Genomic DNA, 16,700 nt, shown 5'->3' on the forward strand with positions numbered 1-16,700 from the left:
TCAGACACAATGGCGACATGGCCCGCGGTGACACTGTGGGTCATGACGACAGCCTCGCTTCACATCACCCTCATTACCGAAACCTTCCCGCCGGAAATCAACGGCGTGGCCAATACCCTTGGCCGCCTGTGCGAGGGTTTGCGCTCGCGTGGTCATCAGGTCGAACTGGTGCGTCCACGCCAGGGCGCTGATCAGAGCCGACCGAGTGACGATCAACTGCTGCTGTGCCGCGGCTGGCCATTACCCGGTTACCCAGGGCTGCAATGGGGCCAATCGTCGATGCGCAAACTGCTCAGACGCTGGAGCCGCCAGCGCCCGGACGTGTTGTATATCGCCACCGAAGGGCCGTTGGGTTTATCCGCTCTGCGTGCGGCGCGGCGTTTGGGAATCAGTGTTGTCAGCGGCTTTCATACCAACTTCCAGCAGTATTCGAACCAGTACGGCTTGAGCCTGCTCAGTCGCATGGTCACCCATTACCTGCGCTGGTTTCACAACCGATCGAGCCTGACCCTGGTACCAAGCGCCAGTCAGCGCCTGGAACTGGAGCGTCGGCATTTTGAGCGCCTGGGGATGTTGGCCAGAGGCGTCGACAGCCAATTGTTCCACCCCGCCAAACGCGACAGCGCTCTGCGGGAAAGCTGGGCCTTGAATAATGAGCAAATCGCAGTGCTGCATGTAGGGCGGCTGGCCCAGGAAAAGAACCTGGGCCTGCTCAAGCGCTGTTTCGAGACCTTGCAGAACAGATACCCCTTGCGTCAGATGAAACTGATCATCGTCGGTGATGGACCACAACGAGCAATGCTGGAAAAGGACCTTCCCGAAGCAATTTTCTGCGGTGCCTTGCGCGGTGAAGAACTGGCTCGTCATTACGCGTCCGGCGATGTGTTCCTGTTCCCCAGCCTGACCGAAACCTTTGGCAATGTGGTACTGGAGGCCATGGCGTCAGGGTTGGGGGTGGTGGCCTACGACCAGGCTGCCGCCACACAGCATATTCGTCACGGCTACAACGGGGTGCTGGCGATGCCGGGTGACGAAAATGCGTTTTGCGACGCCGCCAATTGGCTGCTGGAGGACGCGGAAAGTTTACGCCGTATGCGCCTCAATGCGCGTCAACACGCGAGCCGCCAGGGCTGGCCAGCGATTGTCGAACAGTTCGAGCAGCAGTTACGAGGTGTGTGTGGGGAACATTTTATCGTCCCAACACAGCCGCACGCAGGCTGAAGACTCAGCAATGACTGTAAGTCACTTCACCTGCCTGACAGACGAGCCCCCGAGTAATGGCCCAGGCGTTAGGCTTTTTCGCGCCAGAGCGCCTGAATAAGCGCCCCCACACAGGATATTTCTGGAACGCTGCAGGATTTATCACCACCCACATGACACCTGTCTTACCAGGGGTGTCTTTTACAGATCGCACCCAAGAGGCAGGCATTCATGATGGAAACTTAAGAGATAACTATGTCGACACTGATAAACGAATCCATGGTTCCACGGTACCCGACTACCGATACCTTCAGCCAGAGGCCTACGGGGCCCGACAATGGCTGGTACCGCCGGCAGCAACCCCCACGTCCCGACTACGGCTGGCATCGCCCGCAGCAACCTACACGTCCCGACTACGGCTCGCATCGCCCGCAGCAACCTACACGTCCCGACTATGGCTGGCATCGTCCGCAGCAACCCTCACAACCCGATTACGGCTGGCATCGTCCGCAGCAACCCACACAACCCGACTATGGCTGGCATCGTCCGCAGCAACCCTCACAACCCGATTATGGCTGGCATCGTCCGCAGCACCCCACACAACCCGATTATGGCTGGCATCGTCCGCAGCAACCCTCACAACCCGATTACGGCTGGCATCGTCCACATCAGCCCACACGCCCCGACTACGGCTCGCATCGTCCACAGCAACCCACACATCCATACGACCAAACCCTGACGCAGCCAGTACGCCCCTATTGATCAGCCAACCCCAGGAGATACGGAACATGTCAATTTATGGAATGGGTGTACGCAATGGTGTCAACATGCCAACCGCGCAATGGACCCAGCAGCAACAATGGCTGGATCAAGCCCGTGCTGAACCGCCAATCTACGGCCAGCCTGGCCATAAAGACACGCTCAAGACTGATCACAGTAAAGAGTTGAATAAGCGACCAGAGTATTAATCGCTAAAGAGAAGAAACTCCCTGTGACGCTCACAGGGAGTCCAGCCTTTTACACCAGAGTGGTCAACGCGTCGCGACTGAAGGGCAAGATGTCCCCTTCACGCCCTTCGCGCACCTTCACGGCCCAATCAGGATCCACCAGCAGCGCACGCCCTACGGCCACCAGGTCGAACTCATCGTTATTCAGGCGCTCCAGCAGCTTTTCGAGGCTGGCAGGTTGCGCGACCTTGTCGGTGTTGACCATAAATTGCAGGAACTCGCCATCCAGGCCAACACTGCCCACGGTGATAGTCGGCTTACCCGTGAGCTGACGCGTCCAGCCAGCCAGGTTGAGGTCGGAGCCTTCAAACTCCGGCTCCCAGAAACGGCGAGTGGAGCAGTGGAAAATATCTACGCCGGCCTCAGCCAATGGCTTGAGGAACTCACCCAGCGCCTCAGGGGTTTGCACCAGGCGTGCGGTGTAGTCCTGCTGCTTCCACTGCGAGAAACGCAGGATGATCGGAAAATTCGGCCCTACAGCAGCACGGGTGGCCTCGATCAGCTCAATGGCAAAGCGCGAACGGTTGGCCAGGCTGCCACCGTATTCGTCGGTGCGCTGGTTGCTGCCCTCCCAGAAGAATTGATCCACCAGGTAACCGTGGGCGCCATGGATTTCTACACCGTCCATGCCGATCGCCTGGGCGTCACTGGCAGCTTGGGCGAAGGCGTTGATCACGTCCCTGATGTCCTGTTGCGTCATACCGTGCACAACCACGTTGCCGTCCTTGAGCTTTTCCATCGGGCCATAAGCAGGCACGCTGGCATCAGGCTCGGTGCCAATACGGCGCACGCTACCCACATGCCACAACTGCGGGACAATCTTGCCGCCTTCGGCGTGTACCGCGTCGACCACTTTCTTCCAGCCGGCCAGCGCGGCCTCACCGTAGAAATGCGGGACGTTGGGGTAGCCGTTGGACGCCCGGTGATCGACCACGGTGCCTTCAGTGATGATCAGGCCCACACCGGCCGCCGCACGACGACGGTAGTACTCGATGACCTTGGAGTTGGGTACACCACCCGGAGAGAACGAACGGGTCATGGGCGCCATGACCACGCGGGTCGACAGTTGCAGTCCACCGAGTTGGAAGGGTTTGAACAAGGCTTGGACAGGCATGGAGCACTCCACCAGGACGGGATTTATGACGCGGATAATATGGCGAGTGTGCAGCGCTTAGTAGCACTATTGATCTGGGTGATTAAAGGGGTAGAAGTAGCCGAATACCTGTAGGAGCGAGCTTGTTCGCGAAGAATCCGGGAACACGCGTTAAGTCAGGATCAACGCGTTATCGTTGGCGATCTTCGCGAGCAAGCTCGCTCCTACAGTGGGTGTGTTTCAGCTCAGGGCTTTTTCGATGGCCTGCATGATAGTCGGGTCGTCCGGGGACGTACGCGGCGAGAAGCGCGCGAGTACCCGGCCATCTTTACCCAACAGGAATTTCTCGAAGTTCCAGGTGATGTCCCCTGGAAACTCGGCGCCCTCACCTGCCAGCAAGCGGTACAGCTGATGACGATCCGGGCCGTTGACCTCGAGCTTGCTGCCCAGGGGAAAACTCACCCCGTAGTTCAGGCTGCAGAACTCGCGGATCTCTTGTTCGGTCCCCGGTTCCTGGCCTGCAAACTGATTGCACGGCAAGCCGAGCACCGTGAATCCCTGGTCCCTGTATTGCTGGTAGAGGTTTTCCAACGCCGCGTATTGCGGGGTCAAACCACATTTGGACGCCACATTGACCACCAGCACAACCTGGCCCTTGAAGGGCGCCAGCGGTAGCTCTTGTCCGTCCAGGGCTTTGAGTTTCAGATCGTGGAAAGCACTCATGACGAACTCCAGATATCCCATATTCTTTGCATTGCAGCTCTCGGAGCTTACAACCGGCGAGTCTTCAATCATAGACGCCGGTGACAAAACTCGCCTGCAGGTTACTGAGCGGTCGGCCAGGGCAGAATCGGAATCGCCGTCACCGCGTTCTGCGGGCTGCCTTCGATCAGGCGGTCGCTGTAGACCAGATACACCAGGGTATTGCGCTTCTTGTCGAGGAAACGCACCACCTGCATGGTCTTGAACACCAGGGAGGTGCGTTCCTTGAAGACTTCGTCCCCGTCCTTGAGTTCGCCCTTGAAATGGATCGGGCCAACCTGGCGGCAGGCAATCGAGGCCTCAGCGCGGTCTTCGGCCAGGCCCAGGCCGCCTTTGACGCCGCCGGTCTTGGCACGCGACAGGTAGCAGGTCACGCCGTCAACCTTGGGGTCGTCAAACGCTTCGACCACAATCCGGTCGTTAGGGCCGACAAACTTGAACACCGTCGAGACCTGGGCGATTTCTTCGGCCGAGGCCAGCAGTGGCATGAGCAATAACAGGCCGAGTAATCCCTTCATTACACGCATCGGGTATTCCTTTCGTTTAAACCAGGATGAGGTTATCGCGGTGCACCAGTTCCGGTTCCGCCATGTAACCCAAGAGTCCGACAATCGCGTCAGACGATTGTCCAATAATCTTCTGTGCTTCAAGGGCGCTGTAGTTGGCCAGGCCACGGGCAATCTCGCGGCCGTCCGGCGCGACGCACACCACCATTTCGCCACGGCGGAAGCTGCCCTGCACCAGCTTGACGCCCACCGGCAGCAAGCTCTTGTTGCCTTGGGACAACGCCGACACCGCGCCCTCGTCCAGCACCAGGGTGCCACGGGTTTGCAGATGCCCGGCCAGCCACTGCTTGCGCGCTGCCAGCATGCCGCGTTCCGGTGATAGCAGCGTACCGATGCGCTCACCGGCCTTGAGGCGATCCAGCACACGCTCCAGGCGCCCACCAACGATGATGGTATGGGCACCGGAACGCGCAGCCAGGCGAGCGGCGCGCAGTTTGGTCTGCATACCGCCACGGCCCAGGGCACCGCCGACACTGCCGGCGACCGCATCCAGTGCCGGGTCATCGGCGCGGGCTTCGTAGATCAACTGGGCATCGGGGTTGTTGCGCGGGTCGGCGTCGAACATGCCGTCGCGGTCGGTGAGGATCACCAACAGGTCGGCTTCCACCAGGTTGGCCACCAGCGCAGCCAGGGTGTCGTTGTCGCCGAAACGGATTTCGTCTGTGACCACGGTGTCGTTTTCATTGATGACCGGGATGACCTTGAGCTCCACCAAGGCGCGCAAGGTGCTGCGGGCATTGAGGTAGCGCTTGCGGTCGGACAGGTCGTCGTGGGTCAGCAGGATCTGCGCCGTGTGGCGGCCGTGCTCGGCAAAGCTGGACTCCCAGGCTTGCACCAGGCCCATCTGGCCGATGGCCGCGGCGGCTTGCAGTTCGTGCATCGCGCTGGGTCGCGCGGTCCAGCCGAGGCGGCTCATCCCGGCGGCAACCGCCCCGGACGACACCAGCACCAACTCGACACCGGCCTCATGCAAGGCCACCATCTGCTCGACCCAGACGCTCATGGCTGCGCGATCCAGCCCCTTGCCATCGGCCGTCAGCAACGCACTGCCGATCTTCACGACCCAGCGCTGCGCACCTGTCACTTTGCTCCGCATCATCTTCAACCTTAGAGTGAGGGCCGCGCGACCCAGCGCCGCCCATAACGTTATACCCGGATACCAAAACGCCGCTCCAGGGAGCGGCGTTCAAGTTTATCGCAACGAATCAATCGCGCACGTAAATGATTTCCGGACCGTCTTCATCATCCACGTCTTCTTCGTCCCAATCATCGTCGCCGATGTCATGGACCGACTTCACGCCGCTGCGGCGCAGGGCACGCTGGTCGTCCAGGGCCTGCAACTGGGCACGGGCTTCGTCTTCGATCTGCTGGTCAAGCTCGGCAAGCTCGGCCTTGAATACCGGGTCGGCCGCCAGGCGGTCGGCTCGGTCTTCCAGGTAACGCATGATGTCGCGGGTCAGGCGTTCGGTGCCTTCTTTGGCAATGGCCGAGATCACATAGACCGGGCCTTCCCATTCCAGGCGATCGACGATTTCCTTGACGCGCTCTTCGTGCTCTTCCTCAAGGATCTGGTCGCACTTGTTCAGGACCAGCCAGCGATCACGCTCGGCCAGGGCCGGGCTGAACTTGGTCAGCTCGCTGACGATCACTTCGGCGGCATCCGCAGCGCTGGTGTCATCCAGCGGCGCCATGTCGACGAGGTGCAGCAGCAAACGGGTGCGGGACAAGTGCTTGAGGAAGCGAATGCCCAGACCAGCACCGTCGGAAGCCCCTTCGATCAGGCCAGGAATGTCGGCAACCACGAAGCTCTTCCAGCGGTCGACGCTGACCACGCCCAGGTTTGGCACCAGGGTGGTGAACGGGTAGTCGGCGACCTTCGGCTTGGCGGCCGATACCGAGCGGATGAAGGTACTTTTGCCGGCGTTCGGCAGGCCCAACAGGCCCACGTCGGCGAGTACTTTCATTTCCAGCTTCAGGTCACGCTGTTCGCCCGGCTTGCCCGGCGTGGTCTGGCGCGGCGCACGGTTGGTACTGGACTTGAATCGGGTGTTACCCAGGCCGTGCCAGCCGCCCTGCACAACCATCAGTTTCTGGCCGGCCTTGGTCAGGTCGCCAATCACTTCCTGTGTCGCGGAATCGATGATCGTGGTGCCGACCGGTACGCGCAGTACCAGGTCTTCACCTTTTTTGCCGGTGCAGTCGGTGCTGCCGCCGTTGGAGCCACGCTCGGCATCGAAGTGCCGGGTGTAACGGTAGTCGACCAGGGTGTTGAGGTTTTCGTCGGCCATCATGTAGATGGAGCCACCGTCACCGCCGTCACCGCCGTTCGGACCACCGTTTTCGATGAATTTTTCGCGACGGAAACTCATGCAACCGTTACCGCCGTCGCCTGCTTTTACTCGGATGGAAACTTCATCAACGAACTTCATAACAAAACGCCTCTCGCCGCATGGACGAGCTTAAGAAACCAAGACATAAGACTCTTGCAAAAATGAGCGCAGCGACCTCAATCAGCGACCGCAAACTTGCGCCTGAGCTCATCACAAACAGCTTTGCAAGAGACTCACTCCACAAACGAAAAAGCCCCGTCGCAAGACAGGGCTTTTCCAGCGATCTCGCAATTAAGCTGCGACAACGCTCACGTAACGGCGGTTGAACGCGCCCTTTACTTCGAACTTGATCACGCCTTCGATTTTAGCGAAGAGGGTGTGATCTTTACCCATGCCAACACCGTAACCGGCGTGGAATTGGGTGCCGCGCTGACGCACGATGATGTTGCCCGGAATGATTTTCTGGCCGCCATACATCTTCACGCCAAGGCGTTTGGCTTCTGAGTCGCGACCGTTACGGGTACTACCACCAGCTTTTTTGTGTGCCATGAGTCAATTCTCCTAGTGAGGAATTAGGCTGAAATTAAGCCTGAATACCGGTGATTTTGATCTCGGTGTACCACTGGCGGTGGCCCATACGCTTCATGTGGTGCTTACGACGACGGAACTTGATGATGCGGACTTTATCGTGACGACCTTGGGAGATCACTTCAGCCACAACGGTAGCGCCAGCAACAACTGGAGCGCCGATGTTCACGTCATCGCCATTGGCGACCAACAGAACGCGATCAAAAGTAACGGATTCGCCAGTAGCGATTTCCAGTTTTTCGATCTTCAGGTATTCACCTGGGGCGACTTTGTATTGCTTGCCACCAGTAACAATTACTGCGTACGACATGGTATTTCTCCGATAATCCTGCTCACCCAGCGCTTTATAAGAAGAGGTATTGGCTGGCATGGCTGCATGGGATGGACGTCCCGAATGCAATTGCGTAAGGCAGGTGCTGCCCAGGAAGTTCAGGGTGCGCGATTGTACGCAAGGTAAATGGGTGTTGCAAGGGGCCGCCAGTCGCCTTGAAAGCGTAACGAGCGAAGGGAAGACAAGGAAAAAACAGGCGAGGAAGCGGAGTTTACTGGTTGTAAATGAGCATTCCGAGCCTGTTTTTGACGCAGGATTACGCGCGTAGAGCCGAAGGCTCCCAGCCTGCAGTAGCTTTCATGGTGACTGGGCGCGCCTTGACACTGCGGGGTCAGGGTCCTAGCATGCCGCGCAACCCTTCTGGAGCGACTGTCGCTGATGCAACCCCAAGCTTTCTACCGCGCGGTCGCGGACGATTTTAGCGCCGTCGACGGCATCATCAAGCAGCAGCTGACGTCTAAAGTGCCGCTGGTCTCCAAAATTGGCGACTATATTACGTCGGCGGGCGGTAAACGCCTGCGTCCTTTATTAGTGCTGCTGTGTGGCAAGGCGCTGGGCCGCGAAGGCGATGACCTGCGCTTGCTGGCTGCGACCATCGAGTTCCTGCACACCGCCACCCTGCTGCATGACGACGTGGTCGACATGTCCGGCATGCGCCGTGGCCGCGAGACTGCAAACGCCATGTGGGGCAATGCGCCCAGCGTGTTGGTGGGCGACTTCCTGTACTCGCGCTCGTTCGAAATGATGGTCGAGCTGGGCTCGATGCCCGTGATGAAGATTCTTTCACAGGCCACGCGCATCATCGCCGAAGGCGAAGTGTTGCAGTTGTCCAAAGTCCGCGACGCCAGCACCACCGAAGAAACCTATATGGAAGTGATTCGCGGCAAAACCGCGATGCTCTTCGAAGCGTCCACCCACAGCGCTGCCGCGCTGTGTGGCGCCACTGCCGAACAGGCCGAAGCCCTGCGTACCTTTGGCGATCACCTGGGCGTGGCGTTCCAACTGGTGGATGACCTGCTCGACTACAAGGGCGATGCCGAGACCCTGGGCAAGAACGTCGGTGACGACCTGGCCGAAGGCAAGCCAACCTTGCCGCTGATCTACACCATGCGCGAAGGCACGCCGGAACAGGCCGCCCTGGTGCGCAAGGCCATCCAGAAAGGCGGGATCGAAGACCTGGAGGCCATCCGTGCCGCCGTCGAAGCCTCCGGTTCCCTGGAGTACACCGCGCAACTGGCGCGTGACTACGTGGCGCGGGCGATCCAGTGCCTGGAAGCCTTGCCGGCCAGTGAATACCGGGATGCATTGGTGGAACTGAGTGAGTTTGCGGTCGCCCGCACTCACTGATTCCGCGTTGATTAATGTGGGAGCTGGCTTGCCTGCGATGACGGTAGTGAACTCACCATCGCTATCGCAGGCAAGCCAGCTCCCACATTTAGATCGCATTCACCACTGACCTCCCCGCTCTCGCCGCAAAACCCTATATAATGTGCGACTTTTAGTCATCCCTGAATCTCAAGGAGCTTTAGTGAGCACGTTGCCACCCTGCCCGAAATGCAATTCCGAATACACCTACGAAGACGGCACCCAACTGGTCTGCCCGGAATGCGCCAATGAGTGGTCCGCCAATGGCGAGGCCGAAGTGGCCGGCGATGAGACCGTGAAGAAAGACTCTGTGGGCAACGTCCTGCAGGACGGCGACACCATCACCGTGATCAAGGACCTCAAGGTCAAGGGCACCTCACTGGTGGTCAAGGTCGGCACCAAGGTCAAGAACATCCGCCTGTGCGACGGAGACCACGATATCGACTGCAAGATCGACGGTATCGGCCCGATGAAACTCAAGTCCGAGTTCGTGCGCAAGGTCTGAAGCTGCTGCATCCATCCCGCGCCCGCCGCGGGATGGCGTTTCGCCCTCCTGATTGATCGAAAACAATATCCACACAAAAAAACCCGGAAACCGCCAATAGATACTTGCTATTCTACGAATAAGAATTATTCTCATTGAAACTCATCAAGGAGAACGACCATGACTTATTTGATAGATGCCTGGCTGGATCGCCCCCACCCTTACCTGCGAATCCTGCATCGGGAAACCGGCGAAGTCTGTGCGGTGCTTGAGGAAGAAGCGCTGAACGAACTACAGGACCAGGGTGACCTGGACGTCAATGGCCTGAGTTCCAGTGAGCCTGGAGTACTGAAAGAAGTGGTGAGGAATTTGTTTCTGTTCTGCTATGCCCGAGCATTGCGCCCGGCGACCGACTTGAATGGCAAGTTCCATCCATGAAGAAACTGGCAAATGCCTGTTGGGGCGAACGCGTTCGTCCCAACAGGTAACCAGCAGGTCTTACAGAACGTCGAGCAGCTCGACGTCGAATACCAGAACGCTGTGCGGCGGGATGCTGCCAACGCCTTGAGCGCCGTAAGCCAGTTCGCTCGGCACGTACAGACGCCATTTGCTGCCGGCATTCATCAGTTGCAGGGCCTCGGTCCAGCCGGCGATCACGCCGCCAACCGGGAATTCTGCAGGCTGGCCGCGCTCGTAGGAGCTGTCGAACACAGTGCCGTCGATCAAGGTGCCGTGGTAGTGGGTACGCACTTGATCTTCACGGGTCGGCTTGGCGCCGGTGCCGGCAGTCAGCACTTCAAATTGCAGGCCGGAAGCCAGGGTGGTGATGCCATCACGCTTGGCGTTTTCAGCCAGGAAAGCCAGGCCGGCACCCGCGGCGGCTTCAGCCTTGGCAGCGGCTTCGGCTTGCATGATCTCGCGGATCACTTTGAAGCTGGCAGCCATTTGCTCCTGGTCAACACGGCTCGGCTGGCCTGCAAATGCGTCGGTCAGGCCGGCCAGGATTGCGTCCAGGCTCACGCCCGGCGGCGGGTTGTCGCGCAGTTGGTCGCCCAACTGACGGCCGATACCGTAGCTGACGCGGGTTTCGTCGGTGGACAGATTAACTTCGGACATGAAGAGGCTCCGCTGTAGGACAACAGGGTTTCCCGCGCTGCCCAGAACTAAAAGGGCCCGCAGACTAGCACACAAGAGCAGCCCATGATCAGCCCCCTCCCCGGCTACCAGAGCGCCAGGTCGTAGGTCAGGTACACCCGGTAGTTGTCCCGATCACTGGCATAAGTCGAGCGGTAAGTGGCCTTGCGCAACTCCACGCCCAGTCCTTTGAACGTGCTGTCCTGGACCACATAGCGCAGATTCGTGTCGGACTCCCACTCACGCGCCTCGCGCCCTTTGAACTCGCCGTTTTGCCCTTTGTAGTAGCGGGTCATGAAACTCAAGCCCGGCAGTACCGCCGTCAAGTCATAGTCGTAGCGCAGCATCCATGTCTGCTCACCAGCCTGGATGAACTTGCCAACACCGGCGTTACTGAAGGAATACACCGTCGACACGCTGGCATACGGCAACGCTGTGTCGCCGCTGACTTTCTGATAACCAACACCCAGCGCCTGCGGGCCCAGGCGGTAAGTGAACAGACCGCTGAACATGTCACTGTCGACCTCGCCGTTACGCGCCTCACCCGCTTCGTTACTAATGAAGTAGCGCAAGTCGCTGGTCAGTGTGCCGCTGCCCAACGGCTGCTTATGCACCAGGCCAAAGAATTGCTGGCGATAGAATTGGCGCATTTCACCGTAGTACCAGGTGCCGCTGAGCTTCGGCGTAAACGCGTAGCTAGCGCCGGCAAAATCGAAATCACTACCCTTTTTTCCGCTGTAGCCCTGGGGATAGATATCCACACTGTCAGTGGAGTTACGCAACTTGAATTTGTCCAGGTGCCCAGCGTGCAGGTACAGGTCACGAATACCACTGTATTCCACTTGTGTGCCCTGGAAGGTCTGCGGTAACAAGCGGCCATCGTTGTGCACCAGCACCGGGATTTTCGGCAGCAACGTGCCGGTTTTCACCACTGCATCGCCCCAGCGCATCTTGGCCGTGACGCCCAGGCTGGAAAACTCACTGGCCGCATGACCATCGTCGTGCACAGGTAACAAGCCCGTCCCGGCGTGCGTCGGGCTAGAGTCGAGACGCAGGCCCGCCAGCCCCAGGGCATCCAGGCCAAAACCCACGGTGCCCTCGGTATAACCAGACTGAAGATTAAGCAGAAAACCCTGAGCCCATTCCTTGCGGTCTTCACCACCGTCGCGGTAACCGTCGTTGAAGTAGAAGTTGCGCAAGGTCAATCGGCCGTGGGAATCATCCCAGAAACCCTGGGCCATCAATGTCGGTGACAGGCTCGCCAGCAGCCCCGCCGAGACCATTCCCCCTTTCGTGAAAAACTCACGCATAAACCATTCCTCAATGCCGTGTTGTGTTTTTTATGGGCAGTTGCACCGCGCGGCAGGCTGGACGGCATGTCGCGTTGGAGCGGACACTAACGGCTCGTCGACAGCCCCACAACGTTATGCGAGAAGCGCATCAGGCTATGCGTGAAGTACCGGCCGCCCTTCCCAACCGACAGGAAAAACACGGTGAACCTCAAGCAACTCGAAGCCTTCAAAGCGATCATGGCCACCGGCTCGACCATCGGCGCAGCAACGCGCATGGGCCTGTCGCAATCGGCGGTCAGCCGCCTGCTGAGCCAGTTGGAAGAGCACTTGGGTTTTGCCTTGTTCCTGCGCAAGAAGGGCCGCCTGATGGCGACGCCCGAAGCCGAGGAACTGCTCGCCGAAGTCGCCGGACTGGTGGATGGCATGCAACGAATCCAGCGCCTGGCCGACGAAATGCGCGTGGGCCGCTCACGCAAGAGCCTGCTCAAGGTCGGGGTGCCCACCAGCATGACCCAGGAGCTGTTGCCGCGCATCGTGGCGCAGTTTCTCAAGGAGCATGACGACATTGTCGTGGAACTGCTGACCGGTTCTTACGACACGATCGAGCGTGCGGTGCTGGACCGTTCCGCCGACCTGGGCTTTGTACGCCTGCCCACGGAAATACCTGACTTCGATGTCGAGCCGGTGCTGCAAACCGAAGGCGTCTGCGTGATGCCCGCCGACCATCCGCTGACCCGTCACGCCTGCATCGAAGTGCAGCATCTGCGCGATGTGCCGTTGGTGATGCTCGGCCGGCAACGGGCATTGCGGGCCGAGCTGAACCAGGTGTTTCGTGCCGCCAACCTCACGCCGCAGGTGCGGGTCGAGGTGCACTCGGTCGGGGCTGCGTGCAGCTTCGTTGCCGAGGGGCTGGGGGTGTCGATCGTCAATGGTCTGCTGGCCAGCCACTTCCGGCACTTGCCCATCGTCACCCGCCCGTTTCGCCCGGCGCTGCCCTACGCATTCGGCCTGGCGTTTCGCGCCAATGAGCCCAGGTCGCAGCTGGTGAACGCGTTTGCCGAGCATCTCAAGCAGCGTCTGTCCGCACAAAACGCATAGCCCAACCCAACCCACGCATAACGTTGTCGCCGCGAAAACTTTGCCCTAGTGTCCGCCCCACACGTGTCACCCCTATAACAATAACGGCGCAAGCCGGGGCCACTAGCATGAGCGAATCCCAGAGCATCCCCACCCAAGCAGCGGTGGGAAATACCACGCAACGCAAGCAGATCAATCCCGCCATCATCCTGCTGAGTATCGTCCTGCTCGCAGTGGCGTTTACCTACGCCGTGAACTCGGGCACGTTCCAGCGCCAGAATGGCCTGGTGATCCCGGGCTCTTACCAGGTGCTGGAAAAACACGACTCCCTGAGCCAACTGTTCGCACTGGAACCACGCAAAGCCGGCGACACCGTGGCGCGCCCGGTGTCCCTGGTGGAAGGCTTCATGGCGATTCCCCAGGGCATCGAGAAGCGTGCGGCACTGATTTTCATGGTGCTGTTCATCGGTGGCATGTTCGGCGTGCTGAACAAGGCCGGGGTGATCGACGCCGGGCTGGAGCGCATGCTGGGTCTGACACGGGGCAATATCTATGTGCTGGTGCCGTGCCTGATGCTGGTGTTTTCCGCCGGCAGTACCTTCATGGGGCTGGCCAAGGAATTTATTCTCATCGTGCCGTTGATGGTTGCCATGGCTAATCGGCTGGGGCTGTCGAACCTGATCGGGCTGGCCATCGTCACGATCTCAGTCAAGATCGGCTACCTGGCCTCGATATCCAATCCAGTGGCGCTGTCCGTGGCCCAGCCGATGGTCGGGCTGCCGATCTTCAGTGGCCTGAGCATGCGTGTGCTCGCCTACTGCAGCTTCCTGCTGGTGGGCATTGCCTTCGTGCTGTGGAGTATTCGCAAGCACGGTTACGATGCCACGGCGCAGATCACTTTCGAAAGTACGCCGTTGCCCCTGCGCCATCTGATCAACCTGATCGTACTGCTGACGGGCATCGCTTTCCTGGTCTACGCCTCCAACCGCTGGGGCTGGAAATACCATGAGCTGTCGGCGTTCTACCTGCTGCTGACGCTGGCCTTCAGCGTGATCGCCGGGCTCGGCGCCAGCGTTGCCGCCAGTGCCTTTGTCGATGGAATGAAGAAGGTGCTGATCGCCGGCGTGCTGATCGGTCTGGCTACCGCCGTGGAGATCATCCTCAGTACCGGCCAGGTCCTGGACACCATCGTCAACAGCCTGGCCAACCTGGTGGGCGACCATGGTCCGATCGTGTCGGCCTACGGCATGTTCTTCGCACAACTGGGGCTGGATGTGCTGATCCCATCCACCTCCGGCCAGGCGGCGGTAACCATGCCGATCTTCGGGCCCTTGGGTCAGTTGTCCGGCGTCAGCCCGCAGACCACGGTGTTCGCATTTCTGATGGGCAATGGCCTGACCAACATGATCACCCCCACGTCCAGCGGCCTGCTGGTGCTGTTGGCCACCGCCAATGTCGGTTGGGGCCAATGGGCGCGCTACATCCTGCCGCTGTTCCTGATCTACGCCGTGCTGGCGATGGTGTTGCTGGCCATTGCGGTAATGAGCGGGTACTGAATCGATGAGTGTTCTCCCCATGCATATTCTGCACAACCAAATGATCCGGATGCGTGACGGCATCCACCTGGCCACTGACATCTATGTGCCGGAGTACAGCAATGGGCCGTTTCCGGTGGTGATCGAGCGCACGCCCTACGACAAGAGCAAACCCTCCCGCTCGGAAAAACAGCTCGACGGCCAACACATCTCCCGTGAGCAAATGGCCGCACGGTTTACCGAGCAAGGCTTTGTCGCAATTTTCCAGGACTGCCGTGGACGCTACGCCTCCGAAGGCACATTCACCAAATACACCGCCGAGGGCGAAGACGGTTTCGACACCCTGGCCTGGATCATCCAACAGCCCTGGTGCAACGGCAAGATCGGCAGTATGGGCTTGTCTTATGCTGCCCACACACAACTGGCGATGGCTTGCCTGCACCCGCCGGGCCTGAGCAGCATGGTGCTCGACAGCGGCGGCTTCGCCAACGCCTACCATTGCGGGATTCGCCAGGGCGGCGCCTTCGAACTCAAGCAGGCCACCTGGGCCTTTCGCCAGGCCAAGGAAAGCCCTGCTGCCCTGGCCGACCCGTTGGTTCGTGAAGCGCTGGAACAGGAAGATATTTATCAGTGGTTCACGCGTATGCCATGGCAACCCGGGCAATCGCCCCTGCGCCATGTGCCGGAATACGAAGCCTATGTGTTGGAGCAATGGGCTCAGGGCACCTTCGGTGAGTATTGGCAAAAGTCTGGCCTCTATGCCGAAGGTCACTACGCACGACTGCCCGATATCCCGGTGCTGTTCATGTCCAGTTGGTACGACGCCTACGTCAGTTCGACCCTGGCCAATTACCGCGCCTTCACACTCCAAGGTACGGCCAGCCAACGACTGGTGATGGGCCCGTGGCTGCACGGCGACCGTAATATCAGCCACAGCGGCGATGTGGAATTCGGCCCGCAAGCCGCCTTTGACGGCCAGGTCGATCAGGATTGGCTCAGTTGCCGACTGGCCTGGTTCGAGCAATCCCTCAAGCCGTCGCCGCGAACCACAACGGCCAGCGTACAGGTGTTTCTGATGGGGGGCGGCAGCGGTAACCGCGACGAAAACGGACGCCTGCACCATGGCGGCCGCTGGCTGCACACCACGCAATGGCCGCTGCCCGGCAGCCAAACACTGACCCTCTATCTGAATGCACACAGGCAGTTGAGCCACACGGCACCTGTCGAGGCTGACGCCCACTTGAGTTACCGCGCCGACCCGGCCCACCCGGTCCCGACCATCGGCGGCGCGCTAACCTCCGGTGCCCCCGTGTTTGTCGGCGGAGCCTTCGATCAACGGGAGCGCCTCGATTTTTTCGGCACCCAAGGGGACAACCGTCCCCTGGCCCAGCGCGATGACGTGCTGGTGTTCCAGACCGAGCCGCTCGACGACGACCTGATCGTCGCCGGTGACGTGCAGATCGAGCTGTGGATCGACAGCGATGCACCCGACACCGACTTCACCGCCAAACTGGTGGACGTGTACCCGCCCAGCGCCGACTACCCCGAGGGCTTTGCGATGAACATCACCGACGGCATCCGCCGCTGCCGTTATCGCGACTCATGGGAACAACCGACGGCCCTGACGCCGGGTGAGCGAGTGAAAGTGCTGATCGAGCCTTTCGCCACCTGCAACCTGTTCAAGCGCGGCCATCGGTTGCGCCTGGACATCGCCAGCAGCAATTTCCCGCGCTTTGACGTCAACCCCAACAGCGGCGAGCCTTCAGGCCAGGCCAGCCACCCTCGGGTTGCCCACAATAATGTGCACCTGAGCCACGCCGCCGCCTCCTGCCTCAGGCTTACCGTGGTGCCCAACACGGCGGAGTCCTGAGCGCATCGGATCGCCATTGCTGCACGGTAATGGCGACCCTTCGTCACCCCGCAAGAAAAGTACTTC

The 16,700-nt window shown here is 59.9% G+C and carries 17 protein-coding genes; 8 read left to right on the forward strand and 9 right to left on the reverse strand.

The window, feature by feature from the left end; genetic code table 11:
• The first annotated feature begins 42 nt into the window (after positions 1-42).
• Both LJX92_RS22075 and LJX92_RS22080 read left to right on the forward strand, forming a co-directional pair.
• Positions 43-1,221, forward strand: coding sequence for a glycosyltransferase family 4 protein (locus LJX92_RS22075; RefSeq protein ID WP_032879541.1), 1,179 nt, complete (start codon positions 43-45; stop codon positions 1,219-1,221).
• Between the two features lie 767 nt (positions 1,222-1,988).
• Positions 1,989-2,168 (forward strand): hypothetical protein, encoded by a 180-nt coding sequence (locus tag LJX92_RS22080; RefSeq protein WP_032879540.1) that lies wholly within the window; start codon positions 1,989-1,991, stop codon positions 2,166-2,168.
• 49 nt (positions 2,169-2,217) lie between these two features.
• Here the strand turns inward: LJX92_RS22080 and LJX92_RS22085 are convergent, their stop codons facing one another.
• The 7 genes from LJX92_RS22085 to rplU all read right to left on the reverse strand — a co-directional run bounded on the left by LJX92_RS22085 (position 2,218) and on the right by rplU (position 7,856).
• The gene (locus LJX92_RS22085) at positions 2,218-3,321 is read right to left on the reverse strand and encodes an NADH:flavin oxidoreductase (protein ID WP_032879538.1); all 1,104 of its coding nucleotides are present in this window, start codon (positions 3,319-3,321) and stop codon (positions 2,218-2,220) included.
• A 219-nt stretch (positions 3,322-3,540) separates the two neighbouring features.
• Positions 3,541-4,023 (reverse strand): glutathione peroxidase, encoded by a 483-nt coding sequence (locus LJX92_RS22090; RefSeq protein ID WP_032879536.1) that lies wholly within the window; start codon positions 4,021-4,023, stop codon positions 3,541-3,543.
• 101 nt (positions 4,024-4,124) lie between these two features.
• Entirely contained in the window at positions 4,125-4,589 is a 465-nt protein-coding gene (locus LJX92_RS22095; RefSeq protein ID WP_032879534.1) for a CreA family protein, read from the reverse strand.
• 16 nt (positions 4,590-4,605) lie between these two features.
• Positions 4,606-5,724, reverse strand: a complete 1,119-nt coding sequence (gene proB / locus LJX92_RS22100; RefSeq protein ID WP_005791305.1) for a glutamate 5-kinase — start codon at positions 5,722-5,724, stop codon at positions 4,606-4,608.
• Between the two features lie 109 nt (positions 5,725-5,833).
• Positions 5,834-7,057: an Obg family GTPase CgtA gene (cgtA, locus tag LJX92_RS22105; RefSeq protein WP_005791308.1), complete on the reverse strand. Its 1,224-nt coding sequence runs from the start codon at positions 7,055-7,057 to the stop codon at positions 5,834-5,836.
• A 192-nt stretch (positions 7,058-7,249) separates the two neighbouring features.
• Entirely contained in the window at positions 7,250-7,507 is a 258-nt protein-coding gene (gene rpmA, locus LJX92_RS22110; RefSeq protein WP_003176049.1) for a 50S ribosomal protein L27, read from the reverse strand.
• A 34-nt stretch (positions 7,508-7,541) separates the two neighbouring features.
• The gene (gene rplU, locus LJX92_RS22115; RefSeq protein WP_003176051.1) at positions 7,542-7,856 is read right to left on the reverse strand and encodes a 50S ribosomal protein L21; all 315 of its coding nucleotides are present in this window, start codon (positions 7,854-7,856) and stop codon (positions 7,542-7,544) included.
• Between the two features lie 399 nt (positions 7,857-8,255).
• Between rplU and LJX92_RS22120 the strand changes: the two genes are divergently transcribed.
• The 3 genes from LJX92_RS22120 (at position 8,256) to LJX92_RS22130 (ending at position 10,164) form a co-directional block, all read left to right on the forward strand.
• On the forward strand, positions 8,256-9,224 hold the full coding sequence (locus LJX92_RS22120; RefSeq protein ID WP_005791318.1) for a polyprenyl synthetase family protein: 969 nt from the start codon (positions 8,256-8,258) through the stop codon (positions 9,222-9,224).
• Positions 9,225-9,405: 181 nt separating this feature from the next.
• Positions 9,406-9,747: a zinc ribbon domain-containing protein YjdM gene (locus tag LJX92_RS22125; RefSeq protein WP_228308950.1), complete on the forward strand. Its 342-nt coding sequence runs from the start codon at positions 9,406-9,408 to the stop codon at positions 9,745-9,747.
• 159 nt (positions 9,748-9,906) lie between these two features.
• Positions 9,907-10,164: a hypothetical protein gene (locus LJX92_RS22130; protein WP_005791321.1), complete on the forward strand. Its 258-nt coding sequence runs from the start codon at positions 9,907-9,909 to the stop codon at positions 10,162-10,164.
• Positions 10,165-10,224: 60 nt separating this feature from the next.
• On the opposite strand, the gene LJX92_RS22135 is transcribed toward LJX92_RS22130, so the two are convergent.
• Positions 10,225-10,842 carry an FKBP-type peptidyl-prolyl cis-trans isomerase gene (locus LJX92_RS22135; protein ID WP_014719893.1) on the reverse strand — a complete coding sequence of 206 codons (618 nt, stop codon included), beginning with the start codon at positions 10,840-10,842 and terminating at the stop codon, positions 10,225-10,227.
• A gap of 104 nt (positions 10,843-10,946) precedes the next feature.
• Complete coding sequence (locus LJX92_RS22140; RefSeq protein ID WP_032879531.1) at positions 10,947-12,170, reverse strand: OprD family porin; 1,224 nt, start codon at positions 12,168-12,170, stop codon at positions 10,947-10,949.
• Positions 12,171-12,353: 183 nt separating this feature from the next.
• Between LJX92_RS22140 and LJX92_RS22145 the strand changes: the two genes are divergently transcribed.
• The 3 genes from LJX92_RS22145 to LJX92_RS22155 all read left to right on the forward strand — a co-directional run bounded on the left by LJX92_RS22145 (position 12,354) and on the right by LJX92_RS22155 (position 16,634).
• Positions 12,354-13,250: a LysR family transcriptional regulator gene (locus tag LJX92_RS22145; protein ID WP_198845094.1), complete on the forward strand. Its 897-nt coding sequence runs from the start codon at positions 12,354-12,356 to the stop codon at positions 13,248-13,250.
• 107 nt (positions 13,251-13,357) lie between these two features.
• Positions 13,358-14,785, forward strand: a complete 1,428-nt coding sequence (locus LJX92_RS22150) for a YfcC family protein (protein WP_228308951.1) — start codon at positions 13,358-13,360, stop codon at positions 14,783-14,785.
• 19 nt (positions 14,786-14,804) lie between these two features.
• On the forward strand, positions 14,805-16,634 hold the full coding sequence (locus LJX92_RS22155) for a CocE/NonD family hydrolase (RefSeq protein ID WP_228308952.1): 1,830 nt from the start codon (positions 14,805-14,807) through the stop codon (positions 16,632-16,634).
• The last annotated feature ends 66 nt before the right edge of the window (positions 16,635-16,700 follow it).

Source organism: Pseudomonas sp. HN8-3, from assembly GCF_020790195.1.
Lineage (GTDB): Bacteria > Pseudomonadota > Gammaproteobacteria > Pseudomonadales > Pseudomonadaceae > Aquipseudomonas > Aquipseudomonas synxantha_A.